We start from the raw sequence: 17536 nt of genomic DNA on the forward strand, positions 1-17536 counted from the left end.
AACCAAGAATTACTTTTTTTAACTTATAGAAAAATGCTTTGATCCGCAATGGAATCAAAGCATTTTAAAGAGTTCGCCAAACATAATAGCAGAAACCGCGGTTCCTCTGTACTTGGCTTCTTCTCTTTTAATAAAGCGAGCCAAGTTTATCAATTCAGGTGCTGGATGTTTAGGATTTAGGAGCAATTCACGATTGACCAGGCCTGAGAGACGGACTGCCAGCAATTGCTCATTTGTAGTAGGCAGTTTTTTAGCAGTCTCTAGGAGAGCAGCAACTAAATCTTCACTCAAATCATGTCGAGCATGATTGTAAAGATCTTTTACAAGGCTTTCTAGGTTTGGTTCTACCATCCCTACCACCTCCTTAAGTTTAATAATTTTTAATCAAATCAACCGTTGAACGATCCAATTTTTTCACCAAGGCTTGTAAGAAAGCTTGCGCTTCTAGGAAGTCATCCATCGCATAGAGGGTTTGGTGAGAGTGGATATAACGAGCGCAGACACCGATTGTTGTAGATGGGACACCACCATTTTTCAGATGGGCTGCACCAGCGTCCGTTCCGCCTTTTCCACAGTAGTATTGGTACTTGATACCAGCTTCTTCAGCCGTTGTCAAAAGGAAATCCTTCATTCCTGGGAGAAGCAAGTGACCTGGGTCGTAGAAACGAATCAAGGTTCCATCCCCAATCTTGCCTTGGCCACCATAGACATCACCAGCTGGTGAGCAGTCAACTGCTAAGAAGACTTCTGGGTCAAATTTGGTTGTGGAAGTATGAGCTCCACGGAGACCAACTTCTTCTTGGACGTTAGAGCCAAGATAGAGTTTATTTCCCAGTTTTTGACCTGACAGAGCTTCCGCCAACTCGCTAACCATAAGAACACCGTAGCGGTTGTCCCAAGCTTTTGAGATAATATTTTTTTCATTGGCTGTCAAGATTGCAGAACTATCTGGTACGATGGTGTCGCCAGGACGGATACCAAAGCTTTCTGCCTCAGCCTTATCCACAAAACCACCATCAAAAATAATATCTGAAATAGCTGGCATGGTTGGTCCACCTGTTCCACGTGTCAAATGTGGAGGGACAGAGCCTGAGATTACAGGGATTTCACGACCATCACGTGTTAAGAGTTTAAAACGTTGGCTGCTGACAACCATAGGGTTCCAGCCACCAATTTCAACGACACGGAAAGTACCGTCTGGCTTGATCTCACTAACCATAAAACCAACTTCATCCATGTGAGAAGCGACCAGGACACGCGGTGCATCCGCAACTTCTGAATGTTTGATACCAAAAATACCACCCAAGCCATCTGTCACCACTTCATCCACGTGCGGTGTCAACTTTTCACGAAGATAAGCACGGACAGGTGCTTCATGACCTGAGATCGCAGCAAGTTCTGTTACTTCTTTGATTTTTGAAAATAATGTTGTCATTTCAGTTCCTTCTTTCTTTCATCCATTTTACCACTTTTTATAGGAGAAGGATAGCGGGAAGGTGGATAGATTTTTACTCTCTTTTCCTATAAAAAAGAGAGACAGATGTTCTTTCAGGAATTTTTTTATACATTAAATTTTCAGAAAATTTATTGACAGATTAGAAAAATCGTGTTACAGTAATATTCGCAGGTATCTTTCGATACCAAATATACATGAAAGGACGGGGTATGAAACTTTCTCATTATTTAATTGGCTTACTTCTACTCCTAGTCTTTCTCTCTATTAGCATTGGAACCAGTGATTTTTCATGGGGAAAGCTCTTTGATTTCGACCAGCAGACCTGGCTTCTCTTTCAAGAGTCCCGTCTCCCAAGAACCATCAGCATTCTCCTGACCGCCTCTAGTATGAGTATGGCAGGACTTCTCATGCAGACTATCACTCAAAATCAGTTTGCTGCTCCAAGTACAGTTGGAACCACTGAAGCTGCCAAACTAGGAATGGTATTGAGCCTCTTTGTCTTTCCATCGGCTAGTCTGACTCAAAAGATGCTCTTTGCTTTTGTTTCATCCATCGTATTTACTCTCTTCTTCCTAGCCTTTATGACCATTTTTACTGTAAAGGAAAGGTGGATGTTGCCTCTGATTGGAATCATCTATAGCGGGATTATCGGTTCTGTGACAGAAGTTATCGCCTATCGTTTCAATCTGGTTCAGAGTATGACAGCTTGGACCCAGGGCTCCTTCTCCATGATTCAGACTCATCAGTATGAGTGGCTCTTCTTAGGGCTCATTATCCTGATATCCGTTTGGAAATTATCCAAAACCTTTACCATCATGAATTTAGGAAAAGAAACCAGTGAAAGTTTGGGGATTTCCTACTCCTTACTTGAAAAACTAGCCCTCTTTTTGGTGGCGCTAACGACTAGTGTCACCATGATTACTGTGGGTGGCTTACCATTTCTCGGAGTTATTGTTCCCAATCTTGTTCGCAAGCGCTATGGAGATAATCTAAGTCAGACCAAACTCATCGTAGCACTGGTCGGTGCCAATCTAGTTCTGGCTTGCGACATCCTATCCCGAGTTCTGATTCGGCCCTATGAGCTGTCTGTCAGTCTTCTACTAGGAATCATTGGTAGCCTCGTCTTTATCTTACTTCTCTGGAGAGGGGGACGAAAAGATGCAGTCTAAAAGCAAACATACCAAGCTCTTCTGGATTCTCATTATTCTTGCCATCGGAGCTTGCCTTCTCTACTTTTGGCCCATCACTCACTTGTCAGCCTTTGCTTGGAAGTTGCGTTCCCAAAAAATCATCGTTTATCTCTTGGTAGCCATCGCGACTGGGATTTCGACCATTAGTTTTCAAACCCTGACGGAAAATCGCTTTCTGACGCCAAGTATTTTAGGAATCGAATCCTTCTACGTCCTACTGCAAACTCTACTACTGGTTTTTGAAAGCAAATTTCTACAGCTTGAAAAGTCTCCTATCTTAGAATTTCTAGTCTTGCTTATGCTTCAATCCCTCTTCTTTCTTGCCTTACAAGGCTACTTGAAGACGCTGATGAAACAAGATTTGGTCTTCATCCTGCTGATTTGTCTAGCCCTCGGAAGTCTCTTTCGAAATATCAGTACCTTCCTTCAGGTCCTGATGGATCCAAACGAATACGATAAACTGCAGAACAGTCTCTTTGCCTCCTTTCAACATCTCAACACTTCCATCCTAGCCATCAGTTCTCTGATTATCCTTGCTTTGACCATCTTTTTCTTTCGGAAAGCAGTCATTCTGGATGTCTTGCATCTGCAAAGAGAAACAGCTCAGATATTGGGGCTCGATGTGGAAAAAGAACAGAAAGAGCTCCTCTGGGGTATCGTACTTTTAACTTCAACGGCCACTGCCCTGGTAGGACCTATGGCCTTCTTCGGTTTTATGTTGGCCAACCTCACCTACCTAATCGTCAAAGACTATCGACATAAGTTACTCTTTATAGTGGCTATTCTGGTCGGATTTATCAGTTTGACCTTGGGGCAGGCCCTGATTGAACGAGTATTTGCGCTGGAAATTCGCATCAGCATGATCATCGAGAGCGTAGGTGGTCTCTTATTCTTTATCTTACTCTACAGGAGGGCGCGTCAGTGAAACTGGAAAACATTGACAAATCCATTCAAAAACAGGATATTTTGCAAGGTATTACGCTTGAAGTCAGTCCTCAGAAACTGACAGCATTCATTGGTCCAAATGGTGCTGGAAAATCGACTCTCCTCTCCATCATGAGCAGACTGACCAAGAAAGATCAGGGAATTCTCAGTATCAAAGGCCGTGAAATCGAGAGTTGGAATTCACAAGAACTGGCTCAAGAACTGACTATCCTAAAGCAGAAAATCAATTACCAAGCCAAATTGACGGTGGAAGAACTGGTCAGTTTTGGACGTTTTCCCTACAGCCGAGGTCGACTTAGATCAGAAGACTGGGAAAAAATCCGAGAAACTCTGGACTATCTGGAACTGACAGACTTAAAAGACCGCTACATCGATAGCCTGTCTGGGGGACAACTCCAGCGCGTCTTTATCGCTATGGTACTGGCCCAGGATACAGACTTTATCTTGCTGGACGAACCACTCAACAATCTCGATATCAAGCAAAGTGTCAGTATGATGCAGATTCTCAAGCGACTGGTGGAGGAACTCGGAAAGACAATTATCATCGTCCTCCACGATATCAACATGGCCAGTCAGTATGCAGATGAAATTGTCGCCTTTAAGGACGGTCAAGTCTTTAGCAAGGGAAGAACAGATCAAATCATGCAGGCTGACCTACTCAGTCAACTCTATGAGATTCCCATCACGCTGGCTGATATCAATGGCAAAAAGATCTGCATCTATAGCTAGCAACTCAGAAACTCGAGTTAGAAGAAACTTTGTCTCTTAGTCAATAAAACCTAGAGACTCCCTAAATCGTTATCACATTTTAAAAAGGAGAAATCATGAAAACATCCCTTAAACTTTACCTCACTGCCCTAATAGCTAGTTTCTTGCTCCTACTTGGTGCATGTAGTACAAACACAAACTCAAGCACTAGTAAGTCGGAAACAAGCAGCTCTGCTCCAACAGAAGTGACTATTAAAAGCTCACTAGACGAAGTCAAACTTTCAAAAGTTCCTGAAAAAATTGTTACCTTTGACCTCGGTGCTGCGGATACTATTCGCGCTTTAGGTTTTGAAAAGAATATCGTGGGAATGCCTACAAAAACAGTACCAACCTATCTCAAAGACCTAGCTGGAAAAGTTAAAAATGTTGGTTCTATGGTTGAGCCAGATTTAGAAGCCATTGCCGCCCTTGAGCCTGATTTGATTATTGCTTCCCTACGTACACAAAAATTCGTAGACAAATTCAAAGAAATCGCTCCAACCGTTCTCTTCCAAGCAAGCAAGGACGACTACTGGACTTCAACTAAAACTAACATTGAATCCTTAGCAAGTGCCTTCGGCGAAACAGGTACACAGAAAGCCAAGGAAGAATTGGCTAAGCTAGACAAGAACATCCAAGAAGTCGCTACTAAAAATGAAAGTTCTGACAAAAAAGCCCTCGCGATTCTCCTCAATGAAGGAAAAATGGCTGCCTTTGGTGCCCAATCTCGTTTCTCTTTCTTGTACCAAACCTTGAAATTCAAGCCAACTGATACTCAATTTGAAGATTCTCGTCACGGACAAGAAGTCAGCTTTGAAAGTGTCAAAGAAATCAATCCTGATATCCTCTTTGTTATCAACCGTACCCTTGCCATCGGTGGTGACAACTCAAGCAACGATGGCGTCCTAGAAAATGCCCTTATCGCTGAAACACCTGCCGCTAAAAATGGCAAGATCATCCAACTAACACCAGACCTCTGGTATCTAAGCGGAGGCGGACTTGAATCAACCAAACTCATGATTGAAGACGCACAAAAAGGCTTGAAATAAGCAACTTCAAACTCATACTCTTCGAAAATCTCTTCAAACCACGTCAACGTCGCCTTGCCGTACTCAAGTACAGCCTGCGGCTAGTTTCCTAGTTTGCTCTTTCATTGAGTATCAACTAACATCTTTACATGATAAAACGCATCCTATCAGACTTACTCAAACCTGATAGGATGCGTTTTTATCATTAACTAAAATATTTTTGCCCAACCTCATTCCCCTTCTTGATTCCGTTTGAGTGAAAAATGGTCTGGGACGGGGTCCTTACCTGTTTTCGACCAGGGATGGCAACGTAAAATCCGAGACAAACCCATCAAAACACCCTTGAAGCCATGTTTTTCAATAGCCTGAATCATGTAGTTGGAACAGGTAGGCTCAAAGCGACAAGAGGGGGGAAAGGCTGGTGAGATAAACCGTTGGTAAAAGCGCACGGGCGCTATTAAAATTCGTTTCATTATTTCTTGGTTACAGCCATGGTATGTAGTTGGCTGATTTCTTTTTTGTTAAGACGACGGGATTCTCCTGGACGGAGTCCTGTCAAGTCTAGATGTCCAAAACTGGTTCGTGACAACTTGTCCACTTGGAGACCGACAGCTTCAAACATTTTTTTAACCTGATGGTTGCGCCCTTCATGGATAGTCAACTGCACCACAGAGCGATTTTTGACTGGATCCACTTTGAGAATTTCATAAATAGCTGGCTTAGTTTTCTTGCCATCAATCTCAAGTCCACGGGTCAAGGGGCGGAGATTATCCTTATTGGCAACACCTTTAACACGCGCGACATAAACCTTGTCAATCTCATTACGAGGGTGAATCATTTCATCCGTAAAATCCCCGTCATTAGTCAAAATCAAAACACCTGATGTGTCCCAGTCTAAACGACCTACAGGGTAGATACGCTCCTTCACGTTGGGCAAGAGGTCAACAACAGTCTTGCGGCCCTTGTCATCTGTCACACTGGAAATGACACCGCGTGGTTTGTTAAGCAGATAATAGACCTTTTCTTCGTTATAGATAGGTTGACCTTCAACTTCGACCTTGTCGCCTGACTTGATAGTGGTTGCTAGTTCACGTACCACTTGGCCGTTAACCGTCACCAAGCCTTGCTTGATCAACTCTTCTGCTTTTCTCCTACTGGCCACACCTGCGTGGGCAATATACTTATTGATTCTCATCTTCTTCTATCCTTTCACCAAATAATTGGCTTTCTTGAGCTTGAATCTCAAGCTCATCAATCACTGGCAATTCTTCTAAATGGTTTATCCCCATATAATCTAGGAAATAATCCGTAGTAACATAGAGGTTGGGGCGACCCAACACTTCTTTTTTCCCGTCTTCTTTGATTAGGTCAAAAGCCTGCAACTTTGCCAAAGCCCCACTCGAGTTGACCCCACGGATGGCATCAATCTCTATCCGTGTGATGGGTTGCTTGTAGGCAATGATGGACAAGGTCTCAAGAGCTGCCCGAGACAAGCTCTGATTGATAGGCGCCTTGGAATATTCCTTCAAAATCTCTGAAAACTGAGGCTTGGTCACCAATCTATAAGCACCACCAGTCTCAATCAGAGCCAAACTGAAATCTGGGTCCTTTTCATACTTCTGGGCTAATTTTTCTAAACTCTGTTGGATGCCTGTCGGTGGCAGATAGAGGAGTTCAGCTAACTGGCGGACTCTAATCCCATCTTCACCCGCTACAAACAAGAGCGCTTCTATTTTTGCTAAAGTACTCATCTTTCCTCTCTATCAAGTCTAGCTTTGGGCCACTTGACTTTCTTCCTTCTTTTCCATGAGATAGATATCTCCGAAACTCTTCTCTTGCACGAGGATTAGTTCCTGAGTTTTGATTAACTCTAGGGTTGCTAAAAAGAGGGTAATGACCTCTTGGACATTCTGGGTTTCCTTGAACAAATCCTGCAAGCGCAATTGATCTCGTCCAGTCAAGGACTCTTTCACGATAACCATCATGTCCTCAATCTTATACTCATCTCGCAAGATAGTCGTGTGATTCTGTGCAAACTCCTCTTTTTTCTTGGCTAGGATATTTGAAAAAGCCAAAAAGAGGTCAATGGTCGTCTTGTCATGCACAAGCTCCGCATCTTCGTAAATCAACTCTGTCGGTGCTTTAGAATAATACTGGGCCCGTTCTTGGTGCTTGGCTTCCAAGTGCTCACCCAAGAGCTTGAACTTGCGGTATTCTTCGATTTGAGAGAGAAGATCCTGCTCTAGATCGTCCTCCAAGTCGGTCACTTCTGCTACCTTTGGAAGGAGTTTGCGGCTCTTAATCAGCATGAGCTGACTGGCCATAACCATGTACTCACCCGTCACTTCCAGACGCATAGCCTGCAGGGTTGAGACATAGGCTAGATACTGTTCGATGACTTCCGTAATGGGCACATCGTAGATATCCATCTGATACTTAGAAACCAGGTGCAAAAGCAAATCCAGGGGTCCTTCAAAATCTTTTAATTTAATATCCATTATCTATATTTTTCTAAGGTCAGGACTGTTTTTAATCCTAATTTTTTTGCAATTTCGTACAAATCGATCTTCTTTTCTATCTGTCTTAGAATGAACTGTTCCCGTAAGGCTTGAGCTGATAAGGATGGAAAACCTTTCTCCTTGACAAAATACTCTAGCTGACGGAAGGCCCACTGACGGGAATAGGCTTTCCCTCCCCTTTCAAAGAGATAGGTCTGCCCCATCAAGGGTTCCAATTCTGAAAGCAAGGTCGTGGGAATAGTGACAATCCTCTGTTGGGAAGCCTTATTGATTCGCAGCACCTGAAAATCCAGATTGATATCCGCAACCTTGAGAGCCAAAATCTCACTCGGCAAGAGCCCTATTTCCAAGATAAGAAGCGCCAGCAAGCGTCCTTCTGGATAATTACTTTCCTGCCAAAAAGAGTCTAGGTCTAAGAGTTCCGGCTTTTCGGTCTTCTTTTCAGCTTGTTTGGCTAATTCCAAACGGTAAAAGCTTTCCACTTCCCCTTTTTGATAGAGAAAGTAGAGAAATTGGTTACAGGCCGAAATCTTCCGCTTTTGAGCGCTGATTTTTAGATTGACTAGCTGGGCTTGGTAAATCTTGAGACTAGTCTCCGAAATCCGCCCACCTACAATATCTAAAAATTGCTCCAAATCATACTTATAGGACTGCTTAGAATTGGCAGATAAACCCTGCTTTCCCTCTAAGAAATCTGAAATCCTGTCTCTCATTTGCATCGAATCTCATATTCCTTACTAAAGTCATGAAAGAGGGCATTGACAGCCTTGAGGATAGACTTGCGCGTGATAATCCCTTGGAAAATCCCTGACGCGTCCACAACCGGCAAGAAGGACTCATCTACCAGCTTGTGCAAGACCTCGGTAATGGTAAAATCAGGCGAAACAACCGCTACGTCCGTTTTGGTCATATGAACAATATCCGTATCCGCCATGATTTCTTGGCTCAAGTCATGCTCCATCTGATAAGCCATAATATCTCTGAGCCCAATCGTCCCAACGAACTGTTTTTCATCTGTTACAACAGGAACACGGGTATAGGTCATCTGACTGAGCAAGAGTGTCGCATGATCCGCATTGTGGGTATCAATCAACACAGCTAGATTTTCAGCAGGGGTCAAAAAAGTTTCCTCCTGCCCCAACAAGAAAGTCTCAAACTCCTTGGCAATCATCGGCTAAACTCCTTGGACAAGCCCGGATACACCTCATGGTCTCGTGTCAAAAAGTCGACTTTGAAGTAACTATCATCAATCTCCACACGAGCATAGAGACATTCTCTGATGGTCCCACGTGGTTGACTGATGGAACCTGGATTTAGAAAAAGAGTCTTTCCTTCCATCCAAGCATTTGGCACATGCAAGTGACCATAGAGACAGATATCGGCCTCTTCTTCCTGAGCCCAGTAGTCCAACTTTTGAAAGTTGAAATTGATGTCAAACAAGTGACCATGGGTTTGGATAATCTTGGTCGAACCAAGCTCGGTCACCAAACGTTCTGGGTAGCCGGCGTAGAAGTCCATGTTCCCTTTAACAACACGGATGCCTTCCCAAAGGGGAGAATCAGGACGCAGTTCAGAATCGCCGTTATGAAAAACGGCGTCAACTTTGCCTACATAGCGATCACGGATTTCTTCCACAATCAAGCTATCGCCATGAGAATCGCTCATTACAATGATGGTTTGCTTTGCCATGATGGAAATACCTCCAAAAGTTTCTTAACAGCTAAGGCACGGTGAGATTGACTATTTTTTTCTTCAAGGGTTAATTCAGCTGAGGACTTGCCTGTCTCTCCTACAAGGAAGAGAGGGTCATAGCCGAAGCCATTTTCACCCTTAGGTTCAAAGTTAATGTAGCCAGGCCAGTCTGCTTCAACAACCAAGCTTTCCTTGTTTGGGCTGGCTACGACTAGGGTTGTATGGAATTGAGCCGAGCGGTCCTTGAGTTCAAAGACCATGGCCAATTCGTGCAAGAGTTTGGCATTGTTTTCACGGTCAGTAGCTCCCACTCCTGCAAAACGAGCTGACCATACACCTGGCAAGCCACCAAGGACATCGACTTTGAGACCAGAGTCATCTGCCAAAACCATCTTGCCCGTTAATTGAGAAATGGTTTCTGCCTTGAGACGGGCATTTTCTTCGAAGGTCATGCCTGTTTCAGCTACTTCAGGCAAGTCAGGATAGTCATTAAGATTTTCCACATCGTAGCCTAGCTTGTCAAAGATAGCTCGGAATTCCTTGGTCTTGCCCTCGTTACGAGTCGCAATCAATAAGGTTTCTCTGACCTTGTTTGTCTCAAAGAATGCTTCTACATCAACACCTTCTTTAGGCAATTCTACATGCAGGAGTTGCCCATTTTCAACTAAGAGAAAAGCCCCCTGACGTTGGATGACTTCCACATTTCGTCCCATTTCTTGGTTGAGGATATCTACCACAAAAGACAATAAACGGTAGAGAGAACCATAGCGTAAAACAGTAACAGAAACAGGAAAACCTCGATCCTCATCTCGAAATCTTTGGGCAAACTCCAATAGAGGAAAATCCAAGTCATCATCCGTCAACGTCCGGACGCCACCAAAAATACCATAGGACCCGACATACCAGTCCTGTTCATCCTTATATTCATAAATTTTATTTGTCATAATTCTACATGCTCCACATGAATCTCTTTTTCCAGCCATTCTTCACCAATTTGTGCAAAACTTTGGCTGCTGGCTGTTGTGTAAAAACGGTGATGGAGTGGTCCAGCATCGCGACCACGATTGATTTCAAAATAATTAAGTAAGACTGAGATATCTCGTACGCACTCTGCTCCACTATCGATGAGCTGAACCTTGGGCCCCATGACATTTTGGATGATGGGGCGAAGGAGTGGATAATGGGTACAACCCAAAATCAGGCTATCCACCTTTCCAACCAAGGGACGTAGGGTTTCATAGACCACTTTCTTGGTGACACTGGTTGACAGGGCACCCGACTCCACCAAGGGAGCAAACTTGGGACAGGCCAAACTCTCCACCTGTAAGTCCGGATCCAGATCGTTGATTTTCTGACGATAAATGTCAGATTGGACCGTCATGGGTGTTCCAATCACTCCGATTTTCCCACCTTGGCTGGACTTGATGGCTGCTGAAGCTCCTGGCAAAATAACACCTAGGACAGGAATATCTAGTTGAGCCTTAATTTCTTCCCAGACGACGGCAGTCGCAGTATTACAAGCAATGACAATCATTTTGACATCCTTGGTCAAAAGAAAGTTGACCAACTGCCAAGTATATTCACGAATTTGCTCAGCAGGACGGGGACCATAGGGCGCCCGTGCCGAATCTCCAATATAGACGATTTCTTCATGGGGAAGCTGGCGCATGAGCTCACGCACAACGGTCAAGCCCCCGACACCCGAATCCAAAAAACCAATTGGTCGATTATCCATACAGTCTTCTTTCTAGTCTTTTTTCTGATTGATAGTTCATTATGATTACCGTTCCTTATGAACTGAATAATGACAGCCTAATCAACAACTATCTCTCTTAATCATAATCAAATATCAATAGAATGCAAGGAAAAAGTCTCATCCCTAACCCCTTAGCCAACATAGTGAGAAGTCTGGAACTTTCATCCCAGACTTTTCCTTATTTATTTTTTCTTTTTATTGTTAGCAAGGGCTGCCTTTTGTTGTCGGATGATTTGGTGGTAAACTTGTTGTACCTTAGCTTCGCTTGGTTTTTGACCATTTGCACTCAAAAGAGTACGAACTGCTTCAGCATTCAAACGTGGGTTGTCAGCAAATTCTTTTTCGATTTGCTTACGAACCAAGTACATTCCTCCAAGAGCTCCTCCTAGAAAAGCTAGCACAATCAATACAATTGCTAATAGTAAATCCATCATTTTTCTCCTGTTTCTTTTTGAGTCTCTTTCATTATAACACAAAGAAGGCGAACTGACCAGTTTGTTTTACGCTTTCAGGACGATACCAATACATAGTCGCCTTATACACTCGCATCTTTGACTACTTGTTTAACCAGTTTCCAGTGACATTATATAAAACTATAACTTCATATGAAAATCCCTTGCTTTCTCTGGTTTTATTTGTTATATTAAAATGGTACGAATAAAATCGGTCTATATCAGACTGTAAATAGGGCATTATATTTTTTTAAGAAAAAATGAATGCGCTTACAATAAATGAGAGGAGATTTCTATGGGAAATTTATTTAGGGAGAAATCCTGTCGCTACAGTATTCGAAAGCTAACAGTTGGCACAGCCTCTGTTTTGCTTGGAGCGGTTTTTCTAGCTAGTCATACCGTCTCTGCTGATACTATTGAAGTAAAGCAAAATGAGTCTACACTAGAGAAAACTACAGCTAAGACAGATACCGTTACGAAAGCAAGTGAATCAACCGAGCACACACAGCCAAGCGAAGCAATTGACCATTCAAAACAAGTTCTAGCTAATAATAGTTCTTCTGAAAGCAAACCCACTGAAGCTAAGGTTGCCTCTGCTACAACTAATCAAGCCAGTACTGAGGCTATTGTAAAACCTAATGAAAATAAGGAAACCGAAAAACAAGAACTACCTGTGACAGAACAAAGCAACTATCAGCTAAACTATGATCGACCAACAGCTCCTTCCTATGATGGCTGGGAAAAACAAGCACTCCCAGTTGGGAATGGTGAAATGGGTGCTAAGGTTTTTGGTCTCATCGGAGAGGAGAGAATCCAATACAACGAAAAAACTCTTTGGTCAGGTGGACCGCGTCCCGACAGTACCGACTATAATGGAGGAAACTATCAAGAACGGTATAAAATTTTAGCAGAAATTCGTAAGGCTCTCGAGGATGGAGACCGCCAAAAAGCCAAACGATTAGCCGAACGAAATCTAGTTGGTCCAAACAATTCCCAATATGGACGTTATTTAGCCTTTGGTGATGTATCCATGGTTTTCAATAACCAGAAAAAGGGGCTGGATACGGTAACAGATTATCACCGTGGTTTGGATATCACAGAAGCCACTACAACCACTTCTTACACCCAAGATAGGACAACCTTCAAACGTGAAACCTTCTCCAGCTATCCTGATGATGTCACCGTGACCCACTTGACCCAAAAAGGGGACAAAAAACTTGATTTTACAGTTTGGAATAGCTTAACAGAAGATTTACTTGCTAACGGAAACTACTCAGCGGAATATTCTAACTACAAGAGTGGCCATGTTACGACAAACCCAAATGGTATCCTACTAAAAGGTACAGTCAAAGATAATGGCCTCCAGTTCGCATCCTATCTAGGAATTAAAACGGACGGAAAAGTTACTGTCCATGAGGATAGTTTAACAATCACAGGAGCTAGCTACGCTACGCTTTTACTCAGTGCCAAGACTAACTTTGCTCAAAATCCTAAAACAAACTATCGCAAAGACATTGACCTCGAAAAAACAGTTAAAGGCATTGTAGAAGCAGCTAGGGGCAAAGACTACGAGACACTTAAAAAGAACCATATCAAAGACTATCAAAGCCTCTTTAACCGCGTCAAACTAAACCTAGGTGGAAGCAATGCTGCTCAAACGACAAAAGAGGCCCTTCAGACCTATAATCCTAGCAAAGGGCAAAAGCTGGAAGAACTCTTCTTCCAATTCGGACGTTATTTATTGATTAGTTCATCTCGTGATCGGACAGATGCCCTTCCTGCCAACCTACAAGGAGTCTGGAATGCCGTAGACAATCCACCTTGGAACGCTGACTACCACCTCAATGTCAATTTGCAAATGAACTATTGGCCAGCCTACATGAGCAATCTAGCTGAAACAGCCAAGCCAATGATCAATTACATTGACGATATGCGTTACTATGGCCGTATCGCTGCTAAGGAATACGCCGGTATCGAATCCAAAGATGGACAAGAAAATGGCTGGCTGGTTCATACTCAGGCGACACCATTTGGCTGGACTACTCCTGGTTGGAATTACTATTGGGGTTGGTCGCCAGCAGCTAATGCCTGGATGATGCAGAACGTCTATGACTACTATAAATTCACCAAGGATGAGACTTATCTCAAAGAAAAGATCTATCCAATGCTCAAGGAAACAGCTAAGTTCTGGAATTCCTTCTTACACTATGACCAGGCCAGCGACCGTTGGGTATCTTCTCCATCCTATTCACCTGAACACGGTACTATTACCATTGGAAATACCTTTGACCAATCACTAGTCTGGCAGCTATTCCATGACTACATGGAAGTCGCCAACCATCTGAATGTCGACAAAGACTTAGTTACAGAGGTCAAGGCTAAATTTGACAAACTCAAACCACTTCACATCAACAAAGAGGGACGCATCAAGGAATGGTACGAGGAAGACAGTCCACAATTCACTAATGAAGGGATTGAAAATAACCACCGCCACGTTTCCCACTTAGTTGGCCTCTTCCCAGGTACACTCTTTAGCAAGGATCAGGCTGAATACTTAGAAGCTGCGCGTGCAACTTTGAACCATCGCGGAGATGGTGGTACTGGTTGGTCTAAGGCCAATAAAATCAACCTCTGGGCTCGTCTCTTAGACGGTAACCGTGCTCATCGCTTGCTCGCTGAACAGCTCAAATATTCAACTCTTGAAAACCTTTGGGATACGCACGCACCTTTCCAAATCGATGGAAACTTTGGAGCAACCAGTGGGATTGCAGAAATGCTTCTCCAATCACACACTGGCTACATTGCACCATTGCCAGCCCTTCCAGATGCTTGGAAAGACGGTCAGGTTTCTGGTCTGGTTGCCCGTGGTAACTTTGAAGTCAGCATGAAGTGGAAAGATAAAAACTTGCAAAGCTTGTCCTTCCTTTCAAATGTCGGTGGAGACCTAGTTGTAGATTATCCAAATATCGAAGCCAGTCAGGTTAAGGTTAATGGCAAATCTGTCAAAGCAACTGTTCTTAAAGATGGCCGCATTCAACTGGCAACACAAAAAGGTGATGTCATTACCTTTGAACATTTCCCTGGTCGTGTAACCAGTCTGACAGCAGTTAGACAAAATGGCGTCACTGCCGAACTTACCTTCAACCAAGTAGAAGGCGCTACCCACTATGTTATCCAAAGACAAGTGAAAGACGAATCTGGCCAAACCTCTGCAAGCAGAGAATTTGTGACCAATCAAACCCATTTTATCGACCGTTCACTCGACCCTCAACTCGCCTACACTTATACTGTTAAGGCTATGCTGGGTAATGTTTCTACACAGGTATCCGAAAAGGCCAATGTCGAAACCTATAACCAATTGATGGATGACCGTGATAGCCGAATCCAATACGGTTCTGCATTTGGAAACTGGGCAGACTCAGAATTATTTGGAGGAACAGAGAAGTTTGCCGACCTTTCACTAGGTAACTATACAGATAAAGATGCGACAGCAACCATTCCTTTCAATGGTGTTGGCATTGAAATCTATGGTCTCAAATCATCTCAATTGGGAATCGCTGAAGTCAAAATCGATGGTAAATCAGTCGGTGAACTGGACTTCTATACTGCAGGTGCAACTGAAAAAGGTAGCCTTATCGGTCGCTTCACAGGATTGTCAGATGGTGCTCATGTGATGACTATCACTGTAAAACAAGAGCATAAACACCGTGGAAGTGAACGTTCCAAAATTTCCTTAGACTACTTTAAAGTTTTGCCTGGACAAGGAACAACTATTGAAAAAATGGATGACCGTGACTCTCGCATTCAATACGGATCTCAATTCAAAGATTGGAGCGATACTGAATTATATAAGAGCACAGAAAAATATGCGGACATCAATAACAGTGACCCAAGTACTGCTTCAGAAGCTCAGGCAACCATTCCATTTACTGGAACAGGTATTCGAATTTACGGACTCAAAACCTCCGCTCTTGGAAAAGCTCTCGTGACACTAGATGGCAAAGAAATGCCAAGTCTAGATTTCTACACAGCTGGCGCTACCCAAAAGGCAACCTTAATTGGAGAATTTACTAATCTGACCGATGGTAATCATATTTTGACATTGAAAGTTGATCCAAATTCACCAGCAGGTCGCAAGAAAATTTCTCTAGATTCATTTGATGTGATTAAAGCTCCAGCTGTAAGCTTGGATAGTCCAAGTATCACACCACTTAAGGAAAATGACAAAGAAATTTCCTTAACCCTACCAGCTGGAGACTGGGAAGCAATCGCTGTGACCTTCCCAGGTATCAAAGATCCACTCGTTTTGCGCAGGATAGACGATAATCATCTGGTTACGACTGGGGATCAGACTGTCTTATCAATCCAAGATAATCAGGTACAAATCCCTATCCCTGACGAAACCAATCGAAAAATTGGAAATGCGATAGAAGCTTATTCTATCCAGGGAAATACAACAAGCAGTCCTGTAGTAGCTGTCTTTACCAAAAAGGATGAGAAGAAGGTTGAGAATCAGCAACCAACTACAAGCAAGGGAGATGATCCTGCTCCTATTGTAGAAATTCCTGAATACACTAAACCTATCGGCACAGCAGGACAAGAGCAACCACCTACGGTTTCTATCCCTGAATACACGAAATCTATCGGTAAAGTGGGACAAGAACAAGCGCCTACTATTTCTATTCCTGAGTACACGAAACCTATTGGAACAGCAGGACAAGAACAAGCTCCTACGATTTCTATCCCTGAATACACTCAACCTATCGGGACAGCGGGACTGGAACAACCACCTACGGTTTCTGTTCCTGAATATACTAACCCTATCGGAACAGTGGGACAAGAGCAACCACCTACTGTTTCTACTCCTGAGTACACAAAGCCTATCGGCACAGCAGGACAAGAACAGCCACCTACCGTTTCTATTCCTGAATATACTAAACCTATCGGCACAGCAGGACAAGAGCAACCACCTACTGTTTCTCTCCCTGAGTACACGAAACCTATCGGAACAGCAGGACAAGAGCAAGCCCCTACGGTTTCTATTCCTGAGTACACGAAACCTATCGGCACAGCAGGACAAGAGCAAGCCCCTACGGTTTCTATTCCTGAGTACACGAAGACTATCGGCACAGCAGGACAAGAGCAAGCCCCTACGGTTTCTGTTCCTGAATATAAACTTCGTGTCTTAAAAGATGAAAGGACTGGAGTTGAAATTCTTGGAGGAGCGACTGAATTAGAGGGGGTTTCTCATATTTCTAGTAGACGTGTATTAGCTCAAGAACTATTTGGTAAGACCTATGATGCTTACGATCTTCACCTTAAAAATCCAACTGACCAGAGTTTGCAACCAAAAGGAGCTGTCTTGGTTCGCTTGCCTATTTCCTCTGCTGTCGAAAATGTTTACTACCTAACTCCATCAAAAGAGTTACAGGCACTCGATTTTACTATTCGCGAGGGAATGGCAGAATTTACGACTAGTCATTTCAGCACCTATGCAGTCGTTTATCAAGCTAATGGAGCATCAACTACTGCAGAGCAAAAACCAAGTGAAACAGATATCAAACCATTAGCCAACAGCTCTGAGCAAGTTTCATCTAGTCCAGACCTTGTTCAATCTGCAAATGATTCTCCTAAAGAACAACTTCCAGCTACTGGTGAAACATCCAATCCACTACTATTCTTGTCAGGATTGAGTCTAGTCCTAACAGCAACTTTTCTACTTAAGAGTAAGAAGGATGAGTCCAACTAACG

17 protein-coding genes are annotated in these 17536 nt (G+C 43.3%); 5 read left to right on the forward strand and 12 right to left on the reverse strand.

All coding sequences use genetic code 11. The features are described from left to right. Nucleotides 1-54 precede the first annotated feature (54 nt). Together EII37_RS09970 and pepA are read right to left on the reverse strand one after the other, a co-directional pair. Nucleotides 55-351: a bacteriocin immunity protein gene (locus tag EII37_RS09970; protein ID WP_124788464.1), complete on the reverse strand. Its 297-nt coding sequence runs from the start codon at nt 349-351 to the stop codon at nt 55-57. Nucleotides 352-370: 19 nt separating this feature from the next. Next, a complete protein-coding gene (gene pepA, locus EII37_RS09975; RefSeq protein ID WP_124788465.1) occupies nt 371-1435 on the reverse strand; it encodes a glutamyl aminopeptidase in 1065 nt (354 codons plus the stop codon). A gap of 230 nt (nt 1436-1665) precedes the next feature. Between pepA and EII37_RS09980 the strand changes: the two genes are divergently transcribed. From EII37_RS09980 to EII37_RS09995, 4 genes are all read left to right on the forward strand, one after another. Continuing rightward, nucleotides 1666-2625, forward strand: a complete 960-nt coding sequence (locus EII37_RS09980) for an ABC transporter permease (RefSeq protein ID WP_061864537.1) — start codon at nt 1666-1668, stop codon at nt 2623-2625. Further along, nucleotides 2615-3571 carry an iron chelate uptake ABC transporter family permease subunit gene (locus tag EII37_RS09985; protein ID WP_061864536.1) on the forward strand — a complete coding sequence of 319 codons (957 nt, stop codon included), beginning with the start codon at nt 2615-2617 and terminating at the stop codon, nt 3569-3571. The genes EII37_RS09980 and EII37_RS09985 overlap by 11 nt, the downstream gene beginning before the upstream one ends. Continuing rightward, the gene (locus tag EII37_RS09990) at nt 3568-4320 is read left to right on the forward strand and encodes an ABC transporter ATP-binding protein (RefSeq protein ID WP_124788467.1); all 753 of its coding nucleotides are present in this window, start codon (nt 3568-3570) and stop codon (nt 4318-4320) included. Before EII37_RS09985 ends, EII37_RS09990 begins: the two co-directional genes overlap by 4 nt. A 95-nt stretch (nt 4321-4415) precedes the next feature. After that, nucleotides 4416-5387, forward strand: coding sequence for a siderophore ABC transporter substrate-binding protein (locus tag EII37_RS09995; RefSeq protein ID WP_061864535.1), 972 nt, complete (start codon nt 4416-4418; stop codon nt 5385-5387). A 209-nt stretch (nt 5388-5596) separates the two neighbouring features. Here EII37_RS09995 and yidD read toward each other — a convergent pair whose 3' ends face one another. The 10 genes from yidD to EII37_RS10045 form a co-directional block, all read right to left on the reverse strand. Further along, on the reverse strand, nt 5597-5839 hold the full coding sequence (gene yidD, locus EII37_RS10000) for a membrane protein insertion efficiency factor YidD (protein ID WP_000821632.1): 243 nt from the start codon (nt 5837-5839) through the stop codon (nt 5597-5599). Then, on the reverse strand, nt 5839-6561 hold the full coding sequence (locus EII37_RS10005) for a pseudouridine synthase (RefSeq protein ID WP_124788468.1): 723 nt from the start codon (nt 6559-6561) through the stop codon (nt 5839-5841). The genes yidD and EII37_RS10005 overlap by 1 nt, the downstream gene beginning before the upstream one ends. Further along, complete coding sequence (gene scpB, locus EII37_RS10010) at nt 6548-7117, reverse strand: SMC-Scp complex subunit ScpB (protein ID WP_124788469.1); 570 nt, start codon at nt 7115-7117, stop codon at nt 6548-6550. The genes EII37_RS10005 and scpB overlap by 14 nt, the downstream gene beginning before the upstream one ends. An 18-nt stretch (nt 7118-7135) precedes the next feature. After that, nucleotides 7136-7864, reverse strand: a complete 729-nt coding sequence (locus EII37_RS10015) for a segregation/condensation protein A (protein ID WP_124788470.1) — start codon at nt 7862-7864, stop codon at nt 7136-7138. Next, entirely contained in the window at nt 7864-8598 is a 735-nt protein-coding gene (gene xerD, locus EII37_RS10020) for a site-specific tyrosine recombinase XerD (protein WP_311766544.1), read from the reverse strand. The genes EII37_RS10015 and xerD overlap by 1 nt, the downstream gene beginning before the upstream one ends. Next, a complete protein-coding gene (gene cbpB / locus EII37_RS10025) occupies nt 8595-9056 on the reverse strand; it encodes a cyclic-di-AMP-binding protein CbpB (protein WP_124788472.1) in 462 nt (153 codons plus the stop codon). The genes xerD and cbpB overlap by 4 nt, the downstream gene beginning before the upstream one ends. Beyond that, nucleotides 9053-9574: a metallophosphoesterase gene (locus EII37_RS10030; RefSeq protein WP_020902175.1), complete on the reverse strand. Its 522-nt coding sequence runs from the start codon at nt 9572-9574 to the stop codon at nt 9053-9055. The genes cbpB and EII37_RS10030 overlap by 4 nt, the downstream gene beginning before the upstream one ends. Next, nucleotides 9550-10560, reverse strand: a complete 1011-nt coding sequence (locus tag EII37_RS10035) for a nucleoside-triphosphate diphosphatase (RefSeq protein WP_398576671.1) — start codon at nt 10558-10560, stop codon at nt 9550-9552. Before EII37_RS10035 ends, EII37_RS10030 begins: the two co-directional genes overlap by 25 nt. Beyond that, a complete protein-coding gene (gene racE / locus EII37_RS10040; protein WP_033684754.1) occupies nt 10518-11312 on the reverse strand; it encodes a glutamate racemase in 795 nt (264 codons plus the stop codon). Before racE ends, EII37_RS10035 begins: the two co-directional genes overlap by 43 nt. Before the next feature lie 203 nt (nt 11313-11515). Continuing rightward, nucleotides 11516-11764: a YneF family protein gene (locus EII37_RS10045; protein ID WP_000364990.1), complete on the reverse strand. Its 249-nt coding sequence runs from the start codon at nt 11762-11764 to the stop codon at nt 11516-11518. 316 nt (nt 11765-12080) lie between these two features. On the opposite strand from EII37_RS10045, the gene EII37_RS10050 reads away from it, so the two are divergent. Then, the gene (locus EII37_RS10050; RefSeq protein ID WP_124788473.1) at nt 12081-17534 is read left to right on the forward strand and encodes an SIALI-17 repeat-containing surface protein; all 5454 of its coding nucleotides are present in this window, start codon (nt 12081-12083) and stop codon (nt 17532-17534) included. Nucleotides 17535-17536: the final 2 nt, after the last annotated feature.

Origin of the sequence: Streptococcus sp. OH4692_COT-348, from assembly GCF_003859975.1 — a bacterium.
Lineage (GTDB): Bacteria > Bacillota > Bacilli > Lactobacillales > Streptococcaceae > Streptococcus.

Coding starts and splice junctions, on each gene's coding strand:
- EII37_RS09970 (WP_124788464.1), bottom strand. CDS start 351: ATGGTAGAACCAAACCTAGAAAGCCTTGTAAAAGATCTTTACAATCAT.
- pepA (WP_124788465.1), bottom strand. CDS start 1,435: ATGACAACATTATTTTCAAAAATCAAAGAAGTAACAGAACTTGCTGCG.
- EII37_RS10030 (WP_020902175.1), bottom strand. CDS start 9,574: ATGGCAAAGCAAACCATCATTGTAATGAGCGATTCTCATGGCGATAGC.
- EII37_RS10050 (WP_124788473.1), top strand. CDS start 12,081: ATGGGAAATTTATTTAGGGAGAAATCCTGTCGCTACAGTATTCGAAAG.
- EII37_RS09985 (WP_061864536.1), top strand. CDS start 2,615: ATGCAGTCTAAAAGCAAACATACCAAGCTCTTCTGGATTCTCATTATT.
- EII37_RS09995 (WP_061864535.1), top strand. CDS start 4,416: ATGAAAACATCCCTTAAACTTTACCTCACTGCCCTAATAGCTAGTTTC.
- EII37_RS10045 (WP_000364990.1), bottom strand. CDS start 11,764: ATGGATTTACTATTAGCAATTGTATTGATTGTGCTAGCTTTTCTAGGA.
- racE (WP_033684754.1), bottom strand. CDS start 11,312: ATGGATAATCGACCAATTGGTTTTTTGGATTCGGGTGTCGGGGGCTTG.
- xerD (WP_311766544.1), bottom strand. CDS start 8,598: ATGAGAGACAGGATTTCAGATTTCTTAGAGGGAAAGCAGGGTTTATCT.
- EII37_RS10035 (WP_398576671.1), bottom strand. CDS start 10,560: ATGGCTGGAAAAAGAGATTCATGTGGAGCATGTAGAATTATGACAAAT.
- EII37_RS09980 (WP_061864537.1), top strand. CDS start 1,666: ATGAAACTTTCTCATTATTTAATTGGCTTACTTCTACTCCTAGTCTTT.
- scpB (WP_124788469.1), bottom strand. CDS start 7,117: ATGAGTACTTTAGCAAAAATAGAAGCGCTCTTGTTTGTAGCGGGTGAA.
- EII37_RS10005 (WP_124788468.1), bottom strand. CDS start 6,561: ATGAGAATCAATAAGTATATTGCCCACGCAGGTGTGGCCAGTAGGAGA.
- yidD (WP_000821632.1), bottom strand. CDS start 5,839: ATGAAACGAATTTTAATAGCGCCCGTGCGCTTTTACCAACGGTTTATC.
- EII37_RS10015 (WP_124788470.1), bottom strand. CDS start 7,864: ATGGATATTAAATTAAAAGATTTTGAAGGACCCCTGGATTTGCTTTTG.
- cbpB (WP_124788472.1), bottom strand. CDS start 9,056: ATGATTGCCAAGGAGTTTGAGACTTTCTTGTTGGGGCAGGAGGAAACT.